This is a genomic window from Streptomonospora nanhaiensis (assembly GCF_013410565.1).
Lineage (GTDB): Bacteria > Actinomycetota > Actinomycetes > Streptosporangiales > Streptosporangiaceae > Streptomonospora > Streptomonospora nanhaiensis.
In genome coordinates this window covers 850,409-871,305 of the sequence record NZ_JACCFO010000001.1, presented here as the reverse complement: position 1 = coordinate 871,305, position 20,897 = coordinate 850,409, and the positions used below count along the sequence as shown (strand labels likewise).

Sequence of the window (20,897 nt, the reverse complement as noted above, 5' to 3'; positions counted from 1 at the left end):
ACGACAATATCTCTTAAAACCCATAAAGCGGACAAGGTGACGGTCCTCTACGACGAAGAAGGTGCGAAGAAGTTGGCCGTCATCACCGAGATCCAGCTGCGCCAGGACGACGACAAGCCCTATACGTGGCCCCTGTACGTCGCCCAGGTGCGCGAAAGGCTGCGCTGCCCGGTGCGGCTGCTGGTGGTGTGCCCCACCGCGCAGACCGCCGGGTGGGCCCGCAGCCCGATCGAGGTCGAGGCGGGTGGCATGGTCCTGCGGCCGGCGGTTATGAGCCCTGACAACGTCCCCGTCATCGACGACGTCGAGCGCGCCCGTGCGCTGCCCGAACTGGCGGTCCTGGCGGCGCCCGCGCACCAGGACAACCGCAAGGTCCTGGACTGCCTGCAGGCCGCGCTGGACGCATCGCCCGAGGACAGGCGCGCGTTCTACTATGACTATGTCGTCGCCAAGCTCGACGCGGAGGCGCGGCGCTACTGGGAGGACCTCATGAAGACCATGGAATACGAGTGGCAGAGCGACTTCGCCAAGAAGTACGTCGGGATCGGCCTTGAGAAAGGCCGTGAGGAGGGGCGTGAGGAGGGGCGTGAGGAGGGCCGCGCGGAGGCCCTCGCCAAGATGGTGACGGCGCTGGAGGACGTCCTGGAGAGCCGGCGTATCGAACTCGCCGGGGAGCAGCGGCAGGCGGTGCGCGCGTGTGACGATCCTGACCAGTTGGCACAGTGGATTGTACGGGCGGCCACGGCCGCTGACGCGAGCGAGGTCTTCTCCGGCTGACCGGATTGTCGGGGATTGGGCAATGCGTCCTGCTGATTACGAGTGGCAGAGTGACTTCGCCAAGAAGTATGTGGCAATCGGTCGCAAGGAGGGCCTCGCGCAGGCCTGGGCTGAGTCTGTTCTCAAGGTTCTGCTGGCTCGGGGCTTTCAGGTCACTGATGAGCAGCGGGAAAGGGGCCTGTCCTGTCAGGATCCCGAGCAGTTGGAGACCTGGCTTGTACAAGCGGCCACGGCCGCTGACGCCAGCAGGGTCGCCGACGTCCTCGGAAGGTGACCGGGGCGTCGGCGCCCCTCACGCCGCGGTGACCGCGTCGCGTGCCCGTGCGACCAGTTCCGCGATATCCGGTCGCGGCAGGTGGCCGTCGGCCACCACGGTGACCACCTGGCGGTCGACCTCCCCGTCCGGGGGGACGGTCAATGGGGAGTCCCACGCCAGCGCCGCGCCGACCCCGGGGTACTCCTCCGCCCGCACGAACCACGGGTCTTGCTCCGCGCCCAGGGCCGCGAACACCAGCGTCCAGCGCGTGTCGGCGGACGACCCGCCGAGCAGCGCCAGCCACGGCGACCGGGAGCCGTGCAGCGCGGCCTCGCCCTCGGCCTCCGGGCCGAGGCACCTGGGCGGGGCCTCCTCCTTGGGCGCCCGCCAGAAGTAGCCGCCGTAGCCCGCTCCCGGTCGGCCCTTGGTCGCGGGGCTGTTGACCTCCAGGTCGCGGCCCGACGTGTTGCGCAGGCGCGTGCGCAGGTGCAGCGCCCACGACCGCGCGTCCAGTTCCACGGCCGCGGTCTCGCGGACCTCCTCGCACAGTGCCTCCCCGGCGCGGCTCAGCCACGCGACGCGCTCCGCCCGCCGCGCCGCGCCGGCCGATGTCCACGCGCGGTGCTCCTGGCGGCCGTGGTTGTCCAGCAGCACCGGTCCGCGGTCGCGCGTGAACGTCGTGCCGCCCCAGAAGCTGGTGCCGTCGATGTCGGGCACCGCCACCCCGACCCCCAGGTGGTGGAGGTGGTCGCCGGGGGAGACCTCGGTGACCACCGTCCCGCCCAGCGTCCGCACCGGGTGCAGGTAGGGGCGCGGCGACAGGTCGGGCGGGACGTCGGTGCCCGCCCGCCACTCCGCCACGGCGACGCCCCGGCAGCGCAGCTTCACCGCCGCCGGCCCGTCTGCCGCCGCGCCGCCCCCCTGCTGCGCCGTCCCCGCTGTCGTTGCCCTCCGCGCCGCCTCGGTCTGCTCGGCCATGGTGCCGCTCCCCTTCTCCGCCGCGTGTCCACCGCTCCACCTGCGCGGCCGCCCGGCCGCGCCGCGCCGTCAGGGGCGTCCGGCCCCGTCCGGCCCCGGTCAGGCGGGGTCGGGTTCGGCCACCGCCGCCCACGGCGCGCCGAGTTCCGAGAACAGGGCCACCCGTTCGGCGCTCATCGCCACCAGGTCGTCCACGTCGGCCACCACCCGGTGCGTGCCGTCCGCCTCCTCGGTGACCTCCTGCAGCGCCTCGGGGATCGGCAGCGGGTCCGGGGCGCGGCGCACCGCCTCCAGGACGGCCATGAACCCCGCGGTCGCCTCCGGCGGCACCAGCAGCGGCGCGCCGCCGTCCAGGTGCTCCACCAGGTTGCGCAGCAGGTCGGTGCGGCCGTACACCGTCGTCCGCGGCGGCTCGCCGGGCCGCTCCAGGAGCACCTCGTCCAGCGTGTAGTACAGCGTGATCCGCCCGGCGTCGCCGTGTACGACCAGGTGCGGCGGCCGGTGGGTGCGCGCGCACAGCGTGACGGCCACGCTGATCGGGGTGCCGTCGGGGGCGCGCAGCCGTACGCACGAGGTGTCGTCGCTCTCGATCGGGTGGGCGTGGAACAGCTCCAGTTCGATCCCGTGGCCGACCGCCTCCTGGGCACCCGCTATCGCCAGGGCCGTGGCCACGGCGTGGGCGAACGGGTTGGTCAGCGCGCCGTCGACCACGTCGCGCCCGGCCAGCGTCCGCCGCCCCGCCCACGCGGCGCGCGCGTAGTAGGCCGAGGTCCGCACCCAGGTGCCCGCGCCGCCGATCCCGCGGACCGCCCCGACGGCGCCCTCCGCGATCAGCTCCCGCACCGCCGGGACCGCCGCCGAGCCCAGGCTCTGGAACCCCACCTGGCAGGCGAGCCCCGATTCGGCCACCGCCGCGCGCAGCGCCGCGAACTCGGCGGCGGTCGCCGTGGGCGGCTTCTCCAGCAGCAGGTGCGATCCGGCCGCCAGCGCGGTGCGCGCGAGCGGCAGGTGGGTGTGGATGGGCGTGCACAGGATGGCCACCCGCGCGCCCGTCCGCGCGATCAGCGCGGCCAGGTCGCCGTCCTGGGCGACCCGGCCGAAGCCCGCCAGTTCGGCCTCCGGCAGCGGCACGAGGTCGCACACGCCCGCCAGGCGGACCAGCCCATCGCCGGCCAGGGAGCGCAGATTGCGCAGGTGGGAGCGGCCGTGGCCGTGCGCGCCGACGAGGACGACCGGAACGGGGGTCTGGCTCATGGGGGCCTGCCTTGTGCACGTCGGGACCGGTCGGGACGGCGCGCCGGCGGGGCGGCGGCGCGGGGGAGCGGACCGCCGGACGAGTCCCGGCCGAGGGCCCGCCGCCTCTCCGCCGTCCGTTTTGGAAAGCGCTTGCCGAGTTAATGTAGGCAGGCCCCTCCACACGTGTCAACGGCCGAGGGCGCCGCGCCGGGGAGAGGGGGTGGGGGAGGGGGTCGGTGGGGCGCTTGCAGGTGCACTCCCCGCGCGGGGCCGGTCAGCCGGGCACTTTGACGTCTCCGCCTACGCCGGACTCGACCGCGCCCACCTCCTCCTCGATGCACCTGTCCCGCCTGGTCGAGACCCCCACCTGGCAGGCTCTCGCCACGATCGCGGTGTGGCGCGGCGGCCTGGGGATCCTGCTGGGTTGCCTGTGGTCCCGCCACCGCAGTGTGTGGGGTGTGCCGGCCGTCCACACGGCGGTCAACTCCCTGATCCTTCTTCCGGTGGTGCTGGGCTGACCGCTCCGGGCGGCCGGGCCCCCTGCCTGCGGTGTTCCGGTCGGCCTCGCCGCCGGGCGGGCGCCCGTCCCACGACGGGACCTCTGACAGGCGGTCACGGAGCGCCTCCGCCCGATACGATCATCATCCGGGGGGAGGTGTCCGAACAGCCGGACATTGGGCGAGCGAGAGGCGGCGCGGTGGTGCCAGCACAAGACGGTGGGCGGGACGCGGACGAGCAGATCGCGGTCGTTCCGGTACTGGGCGAGATCGACATCGCCACCGCCGACGACATGTACGCCCGGCTGCTGGCGGCCGGGCCCGGCCGCGCCGCGGTCGCGGCCGACCTCTCCCGCGTGGAGTTCTTCGACGCCAGCGGCGTGCGGGCGCTGGTCTCGGCCCGGCGCCGGCTGGCCGAGCGCGGGGTGCGGCTGGTGCTGGGCGAACCCTCCCACGCCGTCGTCCGCACGCTGGAGGTGCTGGGCCTGGCGGACTCCTTCGACGTGCTGCCCCTGCGCGAGCTTCCGCTGGCGGGCCACACGGCCGCGCCGAACTGACCCGGCGCACCCCGGCGGCCGCCGAACGGCGCGGCGCCGCCGCCCGGGCCGCCTCCGGCCCCCGCGAGCGGGAGCGCGGCCCGTCCTGCCGCGCTCCCGCCGTGCGAGGCGGGCGCACCGCGCCCGCGGCCCGTGCTCACCGGAACCCGGGGTGGCGCGCCCCGGTCGGCGCCGGACCCGCCGGTCCGGCGGCCCTCGGCCCGGCTTCCGGCCCGGCCTCCGGTCGGCGCGCCCTCGGCGGCTCGGCGAGGAACTGGTCGAGCAGGCCGGGCACCGCCGCGGCCGCCACGCGCAGCCCCGCCGACTCCTCGGCGTCGACCACGGCGTACAGCCCCGACCCGGCGGCCGTCGTGGCGCCCACGGTGGCCAGCCCCAGCCGGCGCTGGAACGGTGAGCGCGAGATCCGCCACCCGATCACTCCGTCGCGCCGCAGCGCCACCGTGCCCCGCAGGACCGCGCCCCTGCGCACCACCAGGTAGCCGGGCGTGAGGGTGTGGCCCAGCCCCCGGTAGGAGCCCACCGCCCATACGGCCAGCACCGGCGCCGCCGCCGCGGCCGCGCCCGCTCCGGCCGCCGCCCACGCCACCTCGGGCACCCAGGCCCACGGCAGCGCCGCGGCACCGGCCGCGCCCAGTGCCGCCAGCGCTCCCAGGGCGAGCGCCGCCGTGGCCGCCCGCCGCAGCCGCAGCCGCAGCGCCGCCCGCGGGTGGGCGCGCAGCGGCGCGGCGACCGGGGTCGACGGCGCGCGCAGCACGTCGGCGGTAAGCCGCAGTGCCCGCTCGCGCGGCATGTCCGGCGAAAGGCCGCTGCGCTGCGCGCCGCCCTTCTGCTTGGAATCGGTGCCCAGCCCGGTGGCCACCGCCTTGACGCGGGCGCCGCCGAACCAGCGCATCGGCGCGGGTTCGCGCAGCTCCACCCCGCGCAGGCGGCGCTCCTCCACCGACAGCGACGTGCTGGTCACCAGGCCGCGGCGCACCAGCAGCGTGCCGTCGGGCTCGCGGACCAGCCGGTAGCCCCACCACGCCTCGACCTGCGCCGCCGAGGCCGCCACGGCGCCGGTGGCCAGCACCACCGCCACGGCGCCGGGGACCACCACCAGGGGGTTGGCCACCGCGAACTCGAACACGGCCACGGCCACGCGCCCGGCGCGCCGCTCGCCGAACCAGCTCAGCACGTTGTAGGCGCCGCCGATCACGCCCAGGCCCAGGGCGGGCACGGCCGCGCCCAGCGGCGCGAAGGCGAACCAGCGCGGGCGCAGCCGCGCCAGTTCGACGCCCTCGGCGGCCTGCGCCGGCGCCCCCTCCGCCGCCTCGGGAGCCGCGCCGCGCAGCAGCAGTTCGCGGCGCAGCCGCTCGCCCTCGGCCCGCGCGACGTACTCCAGGGAGATCTCCTCGGCGCCGGCGCCCTGGCCGGTGCCCACGGTGACCTTGCAGACGCCGAAGGGCCGCAGCCAGACGGGCACGGCGACGTCGACGCTGCGGATGCGCTCGCGCGGGATGGCGCGGTGCGCCAGCACCAGGATCCCGCCGCGGATCTCCAGGCGCGGCTCGGTGACGCGGTAGCGGGTGCGGTGGACGCGCAGCGCGTCGGCGCCCGTGCCCAGGGCCGCCACCAGAACGGCGCCGCCCAGCACCAGGGCGCCCCACGGCAGGAACACACCGCTCACGGCCAGGACGGCGGCGACCACCGAGCCCGGCCCCAGCAGCAGGGCGGCGAACGCGGCGCATCCGGCCCACAGGCCGACGCGGCTCAGCCGCCGCCACCCGTCGTCGGCGGTGCGCGTGTACCCGGTCATGTGGCGTCCCCCGGGGTGCGGCCGGTGGCCTCGGTCAGCTCGGCCGCGATCGCGTCGGCGCGGCGGCCGTCGAGGCCGTCGATGACCACGGGCCCGGCCGCCGAGGCGGTCGTGACGGTGATCTGCGCCAGGCCGAACAGCCGCTGGAGCGGGCCGCGCTGGGTGTCCACGGTCTGCACGCGCGACATCGGGGCCACGCGCCACTCCTGCCACAGCCAGCCCGAGGCGGTGTAGACGGCGGTGTCGGTGACCTCCCAGCGGTGCACCCGGTAGCGCCACACGGGCATCACCGCGGCGGCGGCGGCCCCGGCCGCGCCCAGCGCGGCGGCGGCCAGCAGCAGCCAGGCGCTGTAGGGCGCGGGCACGAAGAGGGCGGTGGCGGCGGGCGCGGCGGCCGCGGGCACGGCCACCGCCAGGGCGCGCGCGGTCCACCAGCCCACGGCGCGGCGCTCGACCCGGTTGCGGGGCGGCCGCAGCGCGACGGCGGGGTGGGTCAGGGTCATGGTCGGTCCTTCCGGCGGGCGTCGATTAAAAAAGTGATATCACTATGCTATGATGATGACATCTTTGCAAGAGGGAAGGAAACAACCGCATATGAACACCCGCCCCGCCCCCGCCCCCACGGCGGTCCAGATGCCCGCCCCCACCTACCGCGAGCGCGCCGCCTTCGGCGCCGCCGGCCTCCCCATGGCCGGGCTGAGCCTGCTGGTCGCCGCCGCCGGGGTCGCCGTCGCCGTCCTCGGGCTCGTCCCCCTGTCGGTGCCGCTGCTGGTGGCGGGCGCCGTGCTCGTCCTGGCCGCCCTGCTGCTGGCCGCCGGGCTGACCGTGGTCTCGCCCAACCAGGCCCGCGTCCTGCAGTTCCTCGGCCGCTACGTGGGGACCGTGCGCGCCGACGGCCTGCGCTGGGTCAACCCGCTCACCACCCGCGCCGTGGTCTCCACCCGCATCCGCAACCACGAGACCTCGGTGCTCAAGGTCAACGACGCCGGCGGCAGCCCCATCGAGATCGCCGCCGTGGTCGTCTGGCAGGTCGAGGACACCGCCCGGGCCATGTTCGAGGTCGACGACTTCGTGCAGTTCGTCTCCACCCAGACCGAGGCGGCCGTGCGGCACATCGCCAACAACTACCCCTACGACGCCCCCACCGAGGACGCGATGTCGCTGCGCGACAACGCCGAGCAGATCACCGAGCAGCTCTCCACCGAGATCGCCGAGCGCGTGCAGTCGGCCGGTGTGCGCATCGTGGAGTCGCGGTTCACCCACCTGGCCTACGCCCAGGAGATCGCCCAGGCCATGCTGCAGCGCCAGCAGGCCGGCGCCGTGGTCGCCGCCCGCCGGCTGATCGTCGAGGGCGCCGTGGGCATGGTCGAGTCCGCGCTCCAGCGGCTCGCCGAGCAGGAGGTCGTCGACCTCGACGAGGAGCGCCGGGCCACCATGGTCAGCAACCTGCTCGTCGTGCTGTGCTCCGACCGCCCGGCGACACCGGTCGTCAACGCCGGATCGCTCTACCAGTAGGAGGCAACTCCACTCGTGGCCGAGCGCAAGAAGATCCTGCTGCGGCTCGACCCGGCGGTCCACGACGCCTTGGCGCGCTGGGCCGGCGACGAGCTGCGCAGCACCAACGCCCAGATCGAGTTCCTCCTGCGCCGCGCCCTCTCCCAGGCCGGCCGCCTGCCCGGCAACACCGGGGCCATGCCGCGCCGGGGCTGGCCGCGCAAGCGGCCCGCCGACGGCGAGGGCGCCGCCGGGACGGAGCAGGCGCCGGACGCGCCGGCCGACGAGGAGGACTGAGCGGACGCGGCGGGCGGTCGGGCCCGCCGCGTCCGGCGTTTCGCGCGCCCCGCGCGCGAACGCGGCGCGCCCCGCCGGCTAGGCCTGCTCCGCCCGGTCCCAGCCGTGGGCCTGCCGAACCTGCCGCTTGAGGAGCTTGCCCGCCGCGTTGCGCGGCAGGTCCTCGGCCGTGATCCGGATGTGGGTGGGGATCTTGAACGGCGCGATGCGCGGCTTGAGGTAGGCCACCAGCTCCTCCTCGGTCAGCTCCCGCCCGGGGATCAGCCGCACCACCGCGCCGACCTCCTCGCCGTAGACCTCGTGGGGCACCCCCACCACCGCCACCTCGCCCACGGCCGGGTGCTCGTGGATGGCGGCCTCCACCTCGGCGCAGTAGACGTTCTCCCCGCCGCGGATGATCATGTCGGTGGCGCGGTCGACGATGTAGAGGAACCCCTCCTCGTCCAGCCGGCCCAGGTCGCCGGTGCGCAGCCAGCCCTCGGTGAACGTCGCGGCGGTGGCGTCGGGCCGGTTCCAGTAGCCGTGCACCACGCCCGGACCCCGGATCCACACCTCGCCCACCTCGCCGGGCGGCAGTTCGGCCTCGCCGGCGTCCACGATCTTGACGTCCACGGTCGCCACCGGCAGGCCCGCGCTGTCGGGCCGCAGCAGGTAGTCGCTGCCGCCGTTGACCGTGGCCGTGGCCGAGCACTCCGTCAGCCCGTAGCCCTGCCCCAGCAGCGCGTTCTGCAGCCCGCTCACCGCGCGGGCGCGCGAGACCAGCGCCGGCGCGGCCGGGGCCCCGCCCGAGCCCAGCACCATCAGGCTGGACAGGTCGCGGTCTTTCAGGGACGGCGAGGCCAGCATCTGGGAGATCATCGCCGGCACCGCCGTGATCCCTGAGACCCGCTCGCGCTCCACCAGCCGCAGCGCCTCCTCGGCGTCCCACCGGTACATCAGCAGCAGGGTGCCGCCGTTGGCCAGCGTGGGCAGCATGACCGTCTGCGCGCCCGTGGCGTGGAACAGCGGCAGCGCGCACAGGATCACCGAGGGCGGCAGCGCGTCCACGAACGCCTGCACCTCGTGCATCTCCAGGCCCAGCCGCATGAGGGAGCGGAACCGGGAGTAGGAGCCGGCCACCAGGTTGGAGGCGAGGTTGCGGTGCGAGGCGACCGCGCCCTTGGGCCGCCCGGTGGTGCCCGAGGTGTAGAACAGCGCGCACGGCTCGTCGGCGGCCAGGTCGGCCGGGGGCAGTCCGGCGTCGGGCGCCACCTCGCCCAGCACGTTCTCCCAGGTGCGCGCGCCTGGCGGCAGTCCGGCGCCGCCGGTGCGCACGGCCACCACCGACAGCTCCAGCCGCTCCAGCGCCTCGCGCAGCGAGGCGATGCGCTCGCGGTCGGCCACCAGCACCCGGGCCCCGCTGTCGGCCAGCCCGAACTCCAGTTCCGGCCCCGTCCACCAGGAGTTGAGCGGGACCGCGATCGCGCCCAGGCTCACCGCCGCGAAGAACGCCACCACCCACTCGGGGTAGTTGCGCATGGCGATGGCGACGCGGTCGCCCTTGGCCACGCCGTAGTCCTCGGCCAGGCGGCGCGCCAACGTGGCGGTGTGCCGGTGGAACTCGCTGTAGGTCAGCCGCTCGTCGCCGTAGACCAGGGCGGCGGTGTCGCCGTGCCGGGGGGCGTCCTCGACCACGGCGCGCAGGTGCGGCAGGGCGTGCTTCCACACCCGGGTCGCCACGCCGTTGACGTCGACGACCTCCATCTCGAAGGGGCCGCCGGAGACCAGCAGCCGCGCGGTGACAGCGGTGAGCGGGCGTATCGGGCGGGCGATCTCGGGTTCGGTCATGTCCACTCTCCCAGGGTCGTTCGCGCACCGCCGCGGTCGGTGCGCCGTGGAGCGGGTCTTGGACGGGCGGGGGCGCGGCGGCCGGGCGCCGCGCCCCCGGGTTCAGGGGAAGCGGACGACCGAGCGCCCGCCGCGGCCCTCGCGCATGCGGGCGAACGCCGCGGGCAGGTCGGCCAGGGCGATCTCGTCGGTGACCATGGACGCCAGGTCGAGGTCGCCGGCGCGCACGTGGCCGGCCAGCAGGGGGATGTCGCGCTGGGGGTCGCTGGAGCCGTAGAAGCAGCCGCGCAGCGTGCGCGCGGTGTAGAAGACCTCCAGCGCGCTGAGGGCCACCGTGTCCTCCAGCGCGCCCGCGCCCACCACGGTGACCTCGCCGCCCCGGCGGGTGATGTCCCAGGCCGCGCGGATGGTGGCCGAGGCGCCGACCACCTCGAAGGCGTGGTCCACCCCGCGCCCGCCGGTCAGCCCGCGCACCTCCCCGGCCAGGGTGTCGCCGGCCGCGAGGAAGTGGGTGGCGCCCAGGCCCAGGGCGAGGTCGCGCTTGGCGGGGGCGGAGTCCACGGCGATCACCGGGTCGGCACCGGCGTGGCGGGCCGCCTGGAGCACGGCCAGGCCCACCCCGCCCAGGCCGATGACCGCGGCCGAGCGCCCCGGCGCCACCGCCGAGGTGTTGGCGACCGCGCCCCATCCGGTCAGGACCGCGCAGCCCAGCAGCGCGGCCGCCCCCGGGTCGATCGCCTCGGGCAGGGGCACCACGCCGTTCTCGGGCACCACCGTGGCCTCGGCGAAGGCGGCCGTGCCCAGGCCGGCGTAGACCGGCGTGCCGTCGGCGAGTTCGGCGTAGGGGCGCTGGGCGGCGTCCTGGGCGCGCTCGCACAGGTGCGGCTCGCCGTTGGCGCAGTACCAGCAGGAGCGGCAGGGCGGCGACCAGTTGAGCACCACCGGGGTGCCCACGGCCACCGACTCCACGCCCGGGCCCACGGCCTCGACCGTGCCGGCCCCCTCGTGGCCCAGCACGGCGGGGAAGTGGTGCGGCAGCACGCCGTTGGCCAGCGAGAGGTCGGAGTGGCACACGCCCGCCGCCGCCACGCGCACGCGTACCTGGCCCGGTCCCGGGTCCGGCAGGGCCACCCGCTCGATCCGGGGCGGCTCGCCGACCGCGGGGAACACGGCGGCGCTGACGGTGTCACTCATGGGCCCTCCCGAGTGATCTGGGTTACTCCGAGGTGGTGCGACACTACAAGACCGACCAGTCGGTCCACCAGAGGGCGGTCGGCCCCGCCCGCCCGCAACGCCCGCCTGGCCGGGGATCGCGGCGTCGCCGGCCCCCGGCGCGGTCGGTAGGGTCGGGGCGTGGCCAGCAAACAGCAGCGGCTGCCGCGCGCGGTCCGCGAGCAGCAGGTGATCGACGCCGCGGTGCGCGTCTTCTCGCGCTCCGGCTACCACTCGGCGAGCGTCGACGAGATCGCGGAGGCGGCGGGCGTCTCCAAACCGATGGTCTACATCTACCTCGGCTCCAAGGAGCGGCTGTTCACCGCCTGCATCCACCGCGAGGCCGACCGCGCCGTCGAGGCCGTGCGCGCCGCCCTGCGCAGCGGCGAGCCCCCCGAACTGGGCCTGTGGTCGGGGCTGCGGGAGTTCTTCGGCTACGTCGCGGCCAACCGCGACGCCTGGCGGGTGCTCTACCAGCAGGCCCGCACCCAGGGCGAGCCCTTCTCCCAGGAGGTGCACGCGGCCCGGTGCCGGGTCGTCGACGAGATCACCCGCCTGGTGGTGGCCGGGACCGCGCTGCCCGAGGGCGGGCGCATCGTCGGCGAGCGCGACGCCGAGATCCTGGCCCGCATCGCCATCGGCGCCGCCGACGCCCTGACCGACTGGCTGCTGGAGAACCCCGACGAGACCGCCGACTCCCTGGTCGACCGGGTCCTCAACCTCGCCCTGGTGGGCGTGGAGCGCTACCAGACCGGCGACATCGCGGCTCCGGCCCCCGGAACGGCGCCCTAGCGCGTTCGCCCACGGCGAACACGCCCGCGCCGCCGGGCGCGGGAGCGCCCCGCCGCCCCGCCCGCGCGCCCGCGGCCGGGTTTGGCCCCCCACCTCGCGGGCAGCGGGCGGGGAAAGCCGACCGGCCGCGAGACGGATGGGGGATCTTTTGTGAGCCAGAGTGTCGCCGACCACCTGCTGGGCCGCCTGCGCGCGTGGAGCGTGGAGCACGTGTTCGGCTATCCGGGCGACGGGATCAACGGGCTCATCGCCGAGCTGGGCAAGGCCGAGGGCCCGCACTTCGTGCAGAGCCGCCACGAGGAGATGTCGGCGTTCGAGGCGGTGGGCTACGCCAAGTTCAGCGGCCGGCTGGGGGTCTGCCTGGCCACCAGCGGTCCCGGCGCCATCCACCTGCTCAACGGCCTCTACGACGCCAAGCTCGACCACGTTCCCGTCGTGGCGATCGTCGGCCAGACGCACCGCTCGGCCATGGGCGGCAGCTACCAGCAGGAGGTCGACCTCCACTCCCTGTTCAAGGACGTGGCCGGCGCCTTCGTGCAGACCGCCATGGTGCCCGAGCAGTTCCCCAACCTCATCGACCGCGCCATCCGCACGGCCCTGGCAGAGCGCTGCCCCACGGCCGTGATCGTCCCCGCCGACCTCCAGGAGGCCGACTACAGCCCGCCCGGCCACGCGTTCAAGCAGGTGCCCTCCAGCCCGCCCGGCCTGGGCGCCCCGCTGGTGGTCCCGCGCGACGAGGACGTCGCGCGCGCCGCCGAGGTCGTCAACGCCGGCGAGAAGGTGGCCGTCCTCATCGGGCAGGGCGCCCGCGGCGCCGTGGACGAGGTGGTCGAGCTGGCCGAGACCACGCGCGGGGGGATCGCCAAGGCGCTGCTGGGCAAGGACGTGATCGGCGACGAGCAGCCGTTCGTCACCGGCTCCATCGGCCTGCTGGGCACCCGCCCCTCCTGGGAGATGATGCGCGACTGCGACACCCTCGTCATCGTCGGCTCCAGCCTGCCCTACAGCCAGTACCTGCCGCCGTTCGGCCGGCGGGCCGTCCAGATCGACATCGACCCGCACATGATCGGCATGCGCTACCCCACCGAGGTCAACCTGGTGGGCGACGCCGCCGAGACCCTGCGCCGGCTGCTGCACCGCCTGCGCAACCGCCGCGGCGAGGCCGGGCCCGAGCGCTGGCGCGAGCGCATCGAGACCTCCGTGCGCGAGTGGTGGACCACCATGGACCAGCAGGCCCACGTGCCCGCCGACCCGGTCAACCCCATGCTCATCTGCAACGAGCTGTCGTCGCGGCTGCCGGAGAACGCCATCGTCACCGCCGACTCCGGATCCGCGGCCAACTGGTACGCCCGCCACCTGAAGTTCACCAGCGGCATGCGCGGCTCGGTCTCGGGCACCCTGGCGACCATGGGCTGCGGCGTGCCCTACGCCATCGGCGCGAAGTTCGCCCACCCCGACCGGCCCGCCATCGCGCTGGTGGGCGACGGCGCCATGCAGATGAACGGGCTGGCCGAGCTGATCACCGCCCGGCGCTACGCCCGCGAGTGGAGCGACCCGCGCCTGGTGGTGTGCGTGCTGCACAACAACGACCTCAACCAGGTCACCTGGGAGCTGCGCGCCATGGGCGGCTCGCCCCGCACGCCCTACAGCCAGGACCTGCCCGACGTCTCCTACGCCGGGTTCGCGGCCTCGCTCGGGCTGGGCGCCGAGACCGTGCAGGCGCCCGAGGCGATGGGGCCGGCCTGGGACCGCGCGCTCGCGGCCGACGGCCCCTTCGTGCTCGACGTCCACTGCGACCCCGACATCCCGCCGATCCCGCCCTATGTCGAGAGCGGCCAGCTCACCGACATGGCCAAGGCCCTGGCCTCGGGCGACCCCGACGGGTTCGCCCTCATGACCAAGGGCCTGCGCACCAAGCTGCAGGAGTTCATCTCGCCGCACCGTTAGCGGCGCACAGCCCGCCGGCGCCGGAGCCCGGCCGCCCGCGGGCGCCCGACCGGCCGGCGCCGTCGGCCCGCCACAAGGAGCAGCGACCGTGACCAGCGACAGGGGCACCGGCCCCCGCAACGGACCTGACGAGGAGACCCGGCACGCGCCGGCCGACGACGACCGGCCCCTGGCCGACCGCCGCGCCGGCCAGGGCGCCGAGCCGGCCCCCGACACCGAGATCGCCGCCGAGCGCGAGCCCTCTCCCTCCGACCCGCCCGTCCAGGACGGCGCGCGCGAGGGCGACGAGCCGCCGGAGCCCCCCACCCGGGTCTGAGCGCGGCGAGGGCCTACCCCGCGCCTTCGCCGCCGGGCCCGCGGCGCTCCTCCTGGGCGCGCGGGCGGTCGCGGGCGCCGGCCTTCTTGGGCTCGCAGTTGAAGCACGTCATGCGGAAGACCTCGCGGCCGGCCACGGTGCCGGTGTAGGCGCCGGGCAGGCCCTCGTCCTCGGCGCGCTGGGCGGCCAGCGCGGCGGGGTCGACGCGGCCCTCGAACCGCGCCTTCTCGCCGTCCTCGGTGCGCCCGGAGCACACCACGGTCAGCTCCGCGGCGTCGCCCTCGGGGCTGCGGCACTGCAGGGCGCCCTCGATGGGGTGGCCCTTGCGCTCGAACGCCTGCTCGGCCTCGGGGCGCAGCAGCACCGCCGACAGTTCACCGGTGGCCGCGGCCAGCGTGTCCGCCCCGGGGTCGGCCTCGGCCCCGGAGCAGGCCGCAACGCCCAGCAGCGGTATCAAGGCCGCCGCCAGCGCCGCCGTGGTGGTCCGGGCGCGCCCCGCGCGCCGCGTGGGCCGATGCAGCATGGTCCGCCTCCCTCGCGGGGGCCCGGTGGGATCCGCGCCCCCGGCTCGCGCCGGTGCCGTCACGTCGGGGCCACTATCGCCCGGGGCGCGCCGCGCGCCCGGCAGCGCCACGGCCCGCGCGGCCCAAGAAACCGTCAAAGCGGCCGGTCGGGCGCCCGGTGAAGGGCAACGGCGCAGGTACCGGATGAAAGGCCGTCCTGCGTCGGATACCGGGCAAAGTCCGTTCCCGAAGCCGATTCCCTGGCCCAACCGGCCGCCCGGCAGCGTTTTCGGCGGCCGATGACCGCCCCCGCCGTTCGAGTGCTGTTACCTCCCGGTTCCGGTTGCCGCGGACCGCCATGCCCACAAGGATGAGACGGGCGTGGAACGAGCAGGTCAGCCGGGGGGAGCCATGGTCCATCCACATCTGGACGCCGCGGTGCCCGCGGGAACCGACCCGCGCGAGTACGCCCGGCTGCTGCGGCGCGTGCACGCGGCGGTGCTCGCCGGCCGCACCCCGCCCGCCCGCCCCCGGCCCGTCATCGAGGACTCCTGGGCCCGCATGCGCCTGCGCCGCGTCGACCCCGAGAACGGGGGCCGGCTGCCCATGCTGGGCCGCGAGGACATCCAGCGCCACCGCCGCGAGTCCCCGCTGGAGGACCTGCTGCCCATGCTGCGCCACGCGCTGACCGCCGTGGCCGACGACGCCGCCCACGTCATGGTGATCACCGACGAGAAGTGCCGCGTGCTGTGGCGCGACGGCCCCGCGCGGGTGCGGCGCCTGGCCGACAGCATCGGCCTGGTCGAGGGCGCCTCCTGGAGCGAGGACGTCGCCGGCACCAACGCGATCGGCACCGCCCTGGTCGTGGGCCGCCCGCTGCAGGTCTACTCCGCCGAGCACTACGTGCGCGGCCTGCACCAGGTCACGTGCGCCTGCGCGCCCGTGCACGACCCGCGCAACGGCCGGCCCATCGGGGCCGTGGACGTCACCGGCGCCGCCGAGACCGTGCACCCCTCCACGCTCGCGCTCGTCAACGCCGTGGCCCAGCACGCCGAGTCGCTGCTGCGCGGCTGGCACCACGCCCACCTGGAGCGGCTGCGCGTGGTGGCCGCGCCGCTGCTGGCCGGGATGAACGGCCGGGCGCTGGTGGTCGACAACGACGGCTGGACGGCCGCCGCCGCCCACATGGAGCCGGTGCGCCGGGTGCTGCTGCCCCGCTCGCTGGAGGCGGGCGTGGCGTGGCTGCCGGGGGTGGGGGAGTGCCACGTGGAGCCGCTGCCGGGCGGCTGGCTGGTGCGGCCCGACGGCGGCGAGACCGCGCCGGTCAGCCACCTGCTCCTCGACCTCTCCGACGGCACCGCGCCCCAGGTCACGGTCAGCGGCGCCAGCGGCACCTGGTCCCACCGGCTGAGCCTGCGCCACAGCGAGCTGCTGTTCCTGCTGGCGCGCAGCCTCAACGGCCGCAGCGCCGCCCAGCTGGCCGGCGACCTGTTCGGCGACACCGACCGGCTGGTCACCGTGCGCGCCGAGATGTCGCGGCTGCGCCGCCACCTGGGGGGCGTCGTCGAGTCGCGCCCCTACCGGCTGCACGAGGGGCTGCGGGTGAGCGTCCGCACCCCGGCCACCCCCGCCGAGCTCCTGCCCGGCTCCACCGCGCCGGAGATCCGCCGGATCCGCCGGGCGGCGGACTGGGGGCAGGAGCCGGTGCCCTGGGCCGACCCGGAGTCCCTGCTGCGCTGACCGGGACCGCGCCCGGGCCGCCATCACGCGCGCCGCCCAGGCCCCCGTGACCTGACACGGTAAGAGTGCACATGTGCTTATTGGACTAAAAACACTACGCACAGTCACTAATCTGCAACGTGGTGCAACGTTTGCCGGTGCGGGGCCGGGTGCGATGGACTCGGTGGTGACGGTGATCGCCGCAGCACCGAGGCGGCGGCCGCCGACGGAGGACTCCGGTCCGCCCGCGCCCGTGCCTTGAGGGGGGTAGCGGGATCCGTTTACGCCGGCGGACCTTCCCCGGCGGCGGCCCGAGGGAGAGTGGGGGAGCTGACCCGGGCCGCCGCCCGCCCCGCGGGCCGCCGGGCGCACCCCGGAACCCGGTGCGGCCGGCGGTACCGCCGGCCCGCCCCCCGAGCGCACCCGCGCCCGACCACACCGGCACACACCCGCGCGCCCCGGGCCCGGGGGTGCAACGCGCCGCGGATGTGAGACGCTGCGGCGGTGAACCGCGACGCGACCACACCCGGCGGCGCCTTCCCCGACAGCCGCCCCGCCGCCGTCCTGCGCTTCGGCTGCGAACTCCTCGGCTGGATCTCGGTCTTCTGGGCGCTGAGCGACCGCTCGCTCCTGCTCGCCGCGGGCGCCGTGCTCCTGCTGATCGTGGTGCCCACCGTGTTCGCCACGCCCGGCGACAAGGCCCACGCCCTGGTGGCCGTGCCCGGAGCCGCGGCGGTGGGCCTGGACCTCCTCCAGTTCACCGCGGCAGCGGCCGCCGCCTGGTGGGCCTGGCCCGCGCCGGCGGCCGTCGCGGTCACCGCCTGGGCCGCCTCGGCGGCCGTCCTGCAGTGGCCGCGCTGGCGGCTGCTGGCCCTCACCCCCGCCTCCGGCCGCCCCGCCGCGCGCTGAGCCCTCGCCGCCCCCGCGGGTCGGGAGGCGGCCAGGAATCGGTCAAGACCCGGCCGGGGCGGGTCGCTTCGCCGCGCGCCGGGGCAGTCGGTCCGGCAGGCGCCCGCGCGGGCCGCGCCGGGCCCGGTGCCGCCTGACCGCGGCCCGCCCGGCGGGCCGCGGCCGCGGTCGGCATACACTGGGCCGGGACTGATCGGCGGCGCGCGCCACGCGCGCCGGCCGAGGCGTGGGCGAGCGCCGGATCGGCCGCCCCGCGTCAACCCGCGGCAGGCCACTCGCGTCTCACCTGCCAACAACACAACCGTCCACGCCAGCGGAGGTGGATCGTGTCCCAGGATCCCCGGCAGTCCCACCGGCAGCCCTCAGCGCAGGGCTCGCGCATCGACCCCTACGTGGGCGCCTACGCCGCCCGCGCCCAGGGCATGGTGGCATCGGAGGTCCGGGCCCTGTTCGCCGTCGCCTCGCGCCCCGAGGTCGTCTCGCTGGCGGGCGGCATGCCCAACGTCAGCGCCCTGCCCATGGGCGAGATCGGCGACATCGTGCAGCGCGTCGTCGCCGAGGAGGGCGCCACCGCGCTGCAGTACGGCTCGGCCCAGGGCGACCCCGTGCTGCGCGAGCAGATCTGCGAGGTCATGGCCGAGGAGGGCATCGACGCCGCGGCCGACGACGTCATCGTCACCGTCGGGTCCCAGCAGGCGCTGGACCTGGTCACCCGGGTGTTCGTCGACCCCGGCGACGTCGTGCTGTGCGAGGCGCCCACCTACGTCACCGCCGTCAACACCTTCGCCGCCTTCCAGGCCGACATCCGCCACGTCGCCATGGACGACCACGGCGTGCTCCCCGAGGCGCTGGAGGAGCACCTCACCCGGCTGGCCGCCGAGGGCCGCCGGGCGAAGTTCTTCTACACCATCCCCAACTTCCACAACCCCGCCGGTGTCACGCTCACCGCCGAGCGCCGCCGCCGGGTCCTGGAGATCTGCCGCCGCCACGGCCTGCTGGTGCTGGAGGACAACCCCTACGGCCTGCTGCGCTACGGCGGCGAGCCCGTCGCGCCGCTGCGCGCCGAGGCCCCCGACCAGGTCATCTACCTGGGGTCGTTCTCCAAGACGCTCTCGCCGGGCTTCCGCATCGGCTGGGCGCTGGCGCCCTCGGCGGTGCGCGCCAAGCTCGTGCTCGCCGCGGAGTCGGCCATGCTCAGCCACTCCTCCTTCAACCAGATGGTGGTGCGCCGCTACCTGGCCACCCACCCCTGGCGCGAGCGCATCAAGGACTTCAACGAGATGTACCGGGAGCGCCGCGACGCCATGCTGGGCGCGCTGGACGCGATGATGCCGGCCGGCAGCTCCTGGACCCGGCCCGAGGGGGGGTTCTTCGTGTGGGCCACCCTGCCCGAGGGGCTGGACGCCAAGGCCATGCTGCCCCGCGCGGTCAGCGCCCGCGTGGCCTACGTCCCCGGCACCGGCTTCTACGCCTCCGACGAGGGCCGCCGCAACATGCGGCTGTCCTTCTGCTACCCCACCCCCGAGCAGATCCGCGAGGGCGTGCGGCGCCTGGTCGGCGTCATCGAGGGCGAGACCGCCCTGCGTGATACCTTCGGCGGTGCGTCGGCCCCAGCCACCCGGGGCGACGACTCCCCGTTCCCCGACCTCCCCTAACCTCCCACCACCAGGGGGCGTCCCTCGTGACAGCAGCGCAGCAGGAAGGCAGGACCGTGGCCGATCTCGACCGGGTGCTCGTACTGGCGGGCGGGATGTCGCCCGAGCACGAGGTCAGTGTGCGTTCGGGGCGCCGCGTGGCGGAGTCCCTGCGCCGCCTGGACGTCGAGGTGCAGATCGCCGACGTCGACTCCGCGCTGCTGGGCACGCTGGCCGCCGACCCCCCGCAGGTGGTGTTCCCCGCCCTGCACGGCGCCTCGGGCGAGGACGGCGCCACCGCCGAGATCCTGGAGCTGAGCGCGGTGCCCTACGTGGGCGCCCCGCCCGCGGCCTGCCGGGCGGCCTTCGCCAAGCCCGTCGCCAAGGCCCTGGTGGCCGAGCGCGGGATCGCGGTGCCGCGCGGCGTGGTCCTGCCCAAGTCCGCCTTCCACGACCTGGGCGCCCCCGCGCTGCTGGAGCGCATCGTGGCCACCCTGGGCCTGCCGCTGTTCGTCAAGCCCGACCAGGGCGGGTCGGCGTTCGGCGCCGGCGCCGTGGACACCCCCGAGGCGCTGTCCTCGGCGCTGGTCAGCTGCTTCGCCTACGGCGACCGCGCGCTGATCGAGGAGCGCGTCGAGGGCACCGAGATCGCCGTGGGCGTGCTCGACCTCGGCGACGGCCCCTTCGACCTGCCGGCCGTGGAGATCGTGCCCGACGGCGGCGTCTACGACTACACCGCCCGCTACACCCCCGGGCGCACCGAGTTCTTCTGCCCGGCGCGGCTGTCGGACGCCGCGGCGCGCGCCGCGGCCGAGGCCGCGCTGACCGCCCACCGGGCACTGGGCCTGCGCGACTACTCCCGAACCGACCTCATCGTCGACGGCGACGGCACGGTGCGCTTCCTGGAGGTCAACGTCGCCCCGGGCATGACCGAGACCTCCACCTTCCCGCTGGCGGTCGAGGCGGCCGAGCTGGACTTCGCCCGGGTCTGCCGCGACCTCGCGTTCAACGCCTACAACCGCCGCTAGGCGCGCCCGCGCGAAAGGCCCTCCGCGCCGACGGCGCGGAGGGCCTTTCGCGTAGGGGGAGGGCGGCGTGCCGCCCCGTCAGACGGACACCCGCTCGCCGCGGTCGTCGTCGCCGCCGTCGGACACCGGCTGGGCGGGCTCGCCCGACTCGGCGCCCGCGCTCGCGGCCGGGGCCGCGGCCGCGTCGCGGCGGCTCTTGACCAGGCTGGCCACGGCGGTGACCGCCAGGGTGAGCACGATGACCACCAGCGACACGGTGGTGGGGATCTCGGGCACGTGCAGGTCGGTGGTCTCGTGGACCGCGTGCAGGATCAGCTTGACGCCGATGAACCCGAGGATGACCGCCAGGCCGTGGCTGAGGTAGACCAGCTTGTCCAGCAGCCCGCCGATGAGGAAGTACAGCTGGCGCAGGCCCATCAGCGCGAAGGCGTTGGCGGTGAAGACCAGGTAGGGCTCCTGGGTGATCCCGAAGATCGCCGGGATGGAGTCGAGCGCGAACAGGATGTCGGTCAGGCCCACCGCGATCATCACCAGCAGCATGGGCGTGACCACGCGCTTGCCGTCGATCCGGGTGACGAGCTTGGCGTCGTGGTAGGTGTCGGTGGTGGGCAGCACCCGGCGGACCATGCGCACCGCCGCGTTCTCCTTGTACTCCTCCTCGTCGTCGCCGCCGCCGGCCACCAGCTTCCACGCGGTGTAGAGCAGGAACGCGCCGAAGAGGTAGAACACCCCGGCGAAGGCGTTGACCGCCGCCGCGCCCACGGCGATGAACAGGCCGCGGAAGACCAGGGCGAGCGCGATGCCCACCAGCAGGACGCGCTGGCGGTGCTCCCGGGGCACCGCGAAGGAGCCCAGGATGAGGATGAACACGAACAGGTTGTCCATGCTCATCGAGTACTCGACGATCCAGCCGGTGAAGAAGTCGACGGCCTGGCCCTCGGTGGTGAAGGCGAGGCCGATGCCGAACACGATCGCCAGGGACACGTAGACCGAGATCCAGATGGCTGCTTCGCGCATCGAGGGCTCGTGCGGCCGGCGGGCGATGATGATGAAGTCGATCAGGATCACGCCGAGCAGAACGGCGATCGTGACCCCCCAGACCCAGGGTGCGATTTCCAAGCCA

Annotated in this window: 21 protein-coding genes; 13 read left to right on the top strand and 8 right to left on the bottom strand. The window is 75.4% G+C overall.

What is annotated here, in order from left to right; translation table 11 throughout:
- The first annotated feature begins 36 nt into the window (after window positions 1–36).
- Both HNR12_RS03755 and HNR12_RS03750 read left to right on the top strand, forming a co-directional pair.
- Window positions 37–777, top strand: coding sequence for a hypothetical protein (locus HNR12_RS03755; protein ID WP_179766137.1), 741 nt, complete (start codon window positions 37–39; stop codon window positions 775–777).
- A gap of 22 nt (window positions 778–799) precedes the next feature.
- Complete coding sequence (locus HNR12_RS03750) at window positions 800–1,051, top strand: hypothetical protein (RefSeq protein ID WP_179766136.1); 252 nt, start codon at window positions 800–802, stop codon at window positions 1,049–1,051.
- Between the two features lie 18 nt (window positions 1,052–1,069).
- Here HNR12_RS03750 and HNR12_RS03745 read toward each other — a convergent pair whose 3' ends face one another.
- Window positions 1,070–2,011 carry a DUF6807 domain-containing protein gene (locus tag HNR12_RS03745; RefSeq protein ID WP_179766134.1) on the bottom strand — a complete coding sequence of 314 codons (942 nt, stop codon included), beginning with the start codon at window positions 2,009–2,011 and terminating at the stop codon, window positions 1,070–1,072.
- Window positions 2,012–2,110: 99 nt separating this feature from the next.
- Window positions 2,111–3,265: a Gfo/Idh/MocA family protein gene (locus tag HNR12_RS03740; protein ID WP_179766133.1), complete on the bottom strand. Its 1,155-nt coding sequence runs from the start codon at window positions 3,263–3,265 to the stop codon at window positions 2,111–2,113.
- A gap of 317 nt (window positions 3,266–3,582) precedes the next feature.
- Between HNR12_RS03740 and HNR12_RS28210 the strand changes: the two genes are divergently transcribed.
- Both HNR12_RS28210 and HNR12_RS29030 read left to right on the top strand, forming a co-directional pair.
- Window positions 3,583–3,765, top strand: coding sequence for a hypothetical protein (locus HNR12_RS28210; protein ID WP_246424993.1), 183 nt, complete (start codon window positions 3,583–3,585; stop codon window positions 3,763–3,765).
- A 182-nt stretch (window positions 3,766–3,947) separates the two neighbouring features.
- Window positions 3,948–4,301, top strand: a complete 354-nt coding sequence (locus HNR12_RS29030; RefSeq protein WP_308118505.1) for an STAS domain-containing protein — start codon at window positions 3,948–3,950, stop codon at window positions 4,299–4,301.
- A gap of 136 nt (window positions 4,302–4,437) precedes the next feature.
- On the opposite strand, the gene HNR12_RS03730 is transcribed toward HNR12_RS29030, so the two are convergent.
- Both HNR12_RS03730 and HNR12_RS03725 read right to left on the bottom strand, forming a co-directional pair.
- Entirely contained in the window at window positions 4,438–6,096 is a 1,659-nt protein-coding gene (locus tag HNR12_RS03730) for a PH domain-containing protein (RefSeq protein ID WP_179766130.1), read from the bottom strand.
- Window positions 6,093–6,599 carry a PH domain-containing protein gene (locus HNR12_RS03725; protein ID WP_179766128.1) on the bottom strand — a complete coding sequence of 169 codons (507 nt, stop codon included), beginning with the start codon at window positions 6,597–6,599 and terminating at the stop codon, window positions 6,093–6,095. Before HNR12_RS03725 ends, HNR12_RS03730 begins: the two co-directional genes overlap by 4 nt.
- A 91-nt stretch (window positions 6,600–6,690) precedes the next feature.
- On the opposite strand from HNR12_RS03725, the gene HNR12_RS03720 reads away from it, so the two are divergent.
- The gene (locus HNR12_RS03720; RefSeq protein WP_179766126.1) at window positions 6,691–7,611 is read left to right on the top strand and encodes an SPFH domain-containing protein; all 921 of its coding nucleotides are present in this window, start codon (window positions 6,691–6,693) and stop codon (window positions 7,609–7,611) included.
- Window positions 7,612–7,626: 15 nt separating this feature from the next.
- A complete protein-coding gene (locus HNR12_RS03715) occupies window positions 7,627–7,887 on the top strand; it encodes a hypothetical protein (RefSeq protein ID WP_179766125.1) in 261 nt (86 codons plus the stop codon).
- 78 nt (window positions 7,888–7,965) lie between these two features.
- Here the strand turns inward: HNR12_RS03715 and HNR12_RS03710 are convergent, their stop codons facing one another.
- Both HNR12_RS03710 and HNR12_RS03705 read right to left on the bottom strand, forming a co-directional pair.
- Window positions 7,966–9,714 carry a class I adenylate-forming enzyme family protein gene (locus HNR12_RS03710; RefSeq protein ID WP_179766124.1) on the bottom strand — a complete coding sequence of 583 codons (1,749 nt, stop codon included), beginning with the start codon at window positions 9,712–9,714 and terminating at the stop codon, window positions 7,966–7,968.
- 102 nt (window positions 9,715–9,816) lie between these two features.
- Window positions 9,817–10,908 (bottom strand): Zn-dependent alcohol dehydrogenase, encoded by a 1,092-nt coding sequence (locus HNR12_RS03705; protein WP_179766123.1) that lies wholly within the window; start codon window positions 10,906–10,908, stop codon window positions 9,817–9,819.
- A 159-nt stretch (window positions 10,909–11,067) separates the two neighbouring features.
- Between HNR12_RS03705 and HNR12_RS03700 the strand changes: the two genes are divergently transcribed.
- From HNR12_RS03700 to HNR12_RS03690, 3 genes are all read left to right on the top strand, one after another.
- Window positions 11,068–11,718, top strand: coding sequence for a TetR/AcrR family transcriptional regulator (locus tag HNR12_RS03700; protein WP_179766122.1), 651 nt, complete (start codon window positions 11,068–11,070; stop codon window positions 11,716–11,718).
- A gap of 150 nt (window positions 11,719–11,868) precedes the next feature.
- Window positions 11,869–13,665, top strand: coding sequence for a thiamine pyrophosphate-requiring protein (locus HNR12_RS03695; protein WP_179766121.1), 1,797 nt, complete (start codon window positions 11,869–11,871; stop codon window positions 13,663–13,665).
- 88 nt (window positions 13,666–13,753) lie between these two features.
- Window positions 13,754–13,981, top strand: coding sequence for a hypothetical protein (locus tag HNR12_RS03690; protein ID WP_179766120.1), 228 nt, complete (start codon window positions 13,754–13,756; stop codon window positions 13,979–13,981).
- Window positions 13,982–13,994: 13 nt separating this feature from the next.
- On the opposite strand, the gene HNR12_RS03685 is transcribed toward HNR12_RS03690, so the two are convergent.
- The gene (locus HNR12_RS03685) at window positions 13,995–14,504 is read right to left on the bottom strand and encodes a hypothetical protein (RefSeq protein WP_179766119.1); all 510 of its coding nucleotides are present in this window, start codon (window positions 14,502–14,504) and stop codon (window positions 13,995–13,997) included.
- Window positions 14,505–14,895: 391 nt separating this feature from the next.
- Here HNR12_RS03685 and HNR12_RS03680 point away from each other — a divergent pair, with 391 nt between their 5' ends.
- The 4 genes from HNR12_RS03680 to HNR12_RS03665 all read left to right on the top strand — a co-directional run bounded on the left by HNR12_RS03680 (window position 14,896) and on the right by HNR12_RS03665 (window position 19,774).
- Window positions 14,896–16,224: a GAF domain-containing protein gene (locus HNR12_RS03680; protein WP_179766118.1), complete on the top strand. Its 1,329-nt coding sequence runs from the start codon at window positions 14,896–14,898 to the stop codon at window positions 16,222–16,224.
- A 483-nt stretch (window positions 16,225–16,707) separates the two neighbouring features.
- Complete coding sequence (locus HNR12_RS03675) at window positions 16,708–17,112, top strand: hypothetical protein (RefSeq protein WP_179766117.1); 405 nt, start codon at window positions 16,708–16,710, stop codon at window positions 17,110–17,112.
- A 422-nt stretch (window positions 17,113–17,534) separates the two neighbouring features.
- The gene (locus HNR12_RS03670) at window positions 17,535–18,767 is read left to right on the top strand and encodes an aminotransferase-like domain-containing protein (protein ID WP_179770380.1); all 1,233 of its coding nucleotides are present in this window, start codon (window positions 17,535–17,537) and stop codon (window positions 18,765–18,767) included.
- Between the two features lie 26 nt (window positions 18,768–18,793).
- A complete protein-coding gene (locus tag HNR12_RS03665; RefSeq protein WP_338119716.1) occupies window positions 18,794–19,774 on the top strand; it encodes a D-alanine--D-alanine ligase family protein in 981 nt (326 codons plus the stop codon).
- Window positions 19,775–19,852: 78 nt separating this feature from the next.
- Here HNR12_RS03665 and HNR12_RS03660 read toward each other — a convergent pair whose 3' ends face one another.
- On the bottom strand, window positions 19,853–20,893 hold the full coding sequence (locus HNR12_RS03660) for a TerC family protein (RefSeq protein ID WP_179766116.1): 1,041 nt from the start codon (window positions 20,891–20,893) through the stop codon (window positions 19,853–19,855).
- Window positions 20,894–20,897: the final 4 nt, after the last annotated feature.

Excerpts from the sequence above, each read along its gene's own strand:
- HNR12_RS03720 (WP_179766126.1), top strand. The coding sequence starts at position 6,691 with ATGAACACCCGCCCCGCCCCCGCCCCCACGGCGGTCCAGATGCCCGCC.
- HNR12_RS03745 (WP_179766134.1), bottom strand. The coding sequence starts at position 2,011 with ATGGCCGAGCAGACCGAGGCGGCGCGGAGGGCAACGACAGCGGGGACG.
- HNR12_RS03725 (WP_179766128.1), bottom strand. The coding sequence starts at position 6,599 with ATGACCCTGACCCACCCCGCCGTCGCGCTGCGGCCGCCCCGCAACCGG.
- HNR12_RS28210 (WP_246424993.1), top strand. The coding sequence starts at position 3,583 with ATGCACCTGTCCCGCCTGGTCGAGACCCCCACCTGGCAGGCTCTCGCC.
- HNR12_RS03730 (WP_179766130.1), bottom strand. The coding sequence starts at position 6,096 with ATGACCGGGTACACGCGCACCGCCGACGACGGGTGGCGGCGGCTGAGC.
- HNR12_RS03670 (WP_179770380.1), top strand. The coding sequence starts at position 17,535 with ATGGTGGCATCGGAGGTCCGGGCCCTGTTCGCCGTCGCCTCGCGCCCC.
- HNR12_RS03740 (WP_179766133.1), bottom strand. The coding sequence starts at position 3,265 with ATGAGCCAGACCCCCGTTCCGGTCGTCCTCGTCGGCGCGCACGGCCAC.
- HNR12_RS03710 (WP_179766124.1), bottom strand. The coding sequence starts at position 9,714 with ATGACCGAACCCGAGATCGCCCGCCCGATACGCCCGCTCACCGCTGTC.
- HNR12_RS03685 (WP_179766119.1), bottom strand. The coding sequence starts at position 14,504 with ATGCTGCATCGGCCCACGCGGCGCGCGGGGCGCGCCCGGACCACCACG.
- HNR12_RS03705 (WP_179766123.1), bottom strand. The coding sequence starts at position 10,908 with ATGAGTGACACCGTCAGCGCCGCCGTGTTCCCCGCGGTCGGCGAGCCG.
- HNR12_RS03680 (WP_179766118.1), top strand. The coding sequence starts at position 14,896 with ATGGTCCATCCACATCTGGACGCCGCGGTGCCCGCGGGAACCGACCCG.
- HNR12_RS03750 (WP_179766136.1), top strand. The coding sequence starts at position 800 with ATGCGTCCTGCTGATTACGAGTGGCAGAGTGACTTCGCCAAGAAGTAT.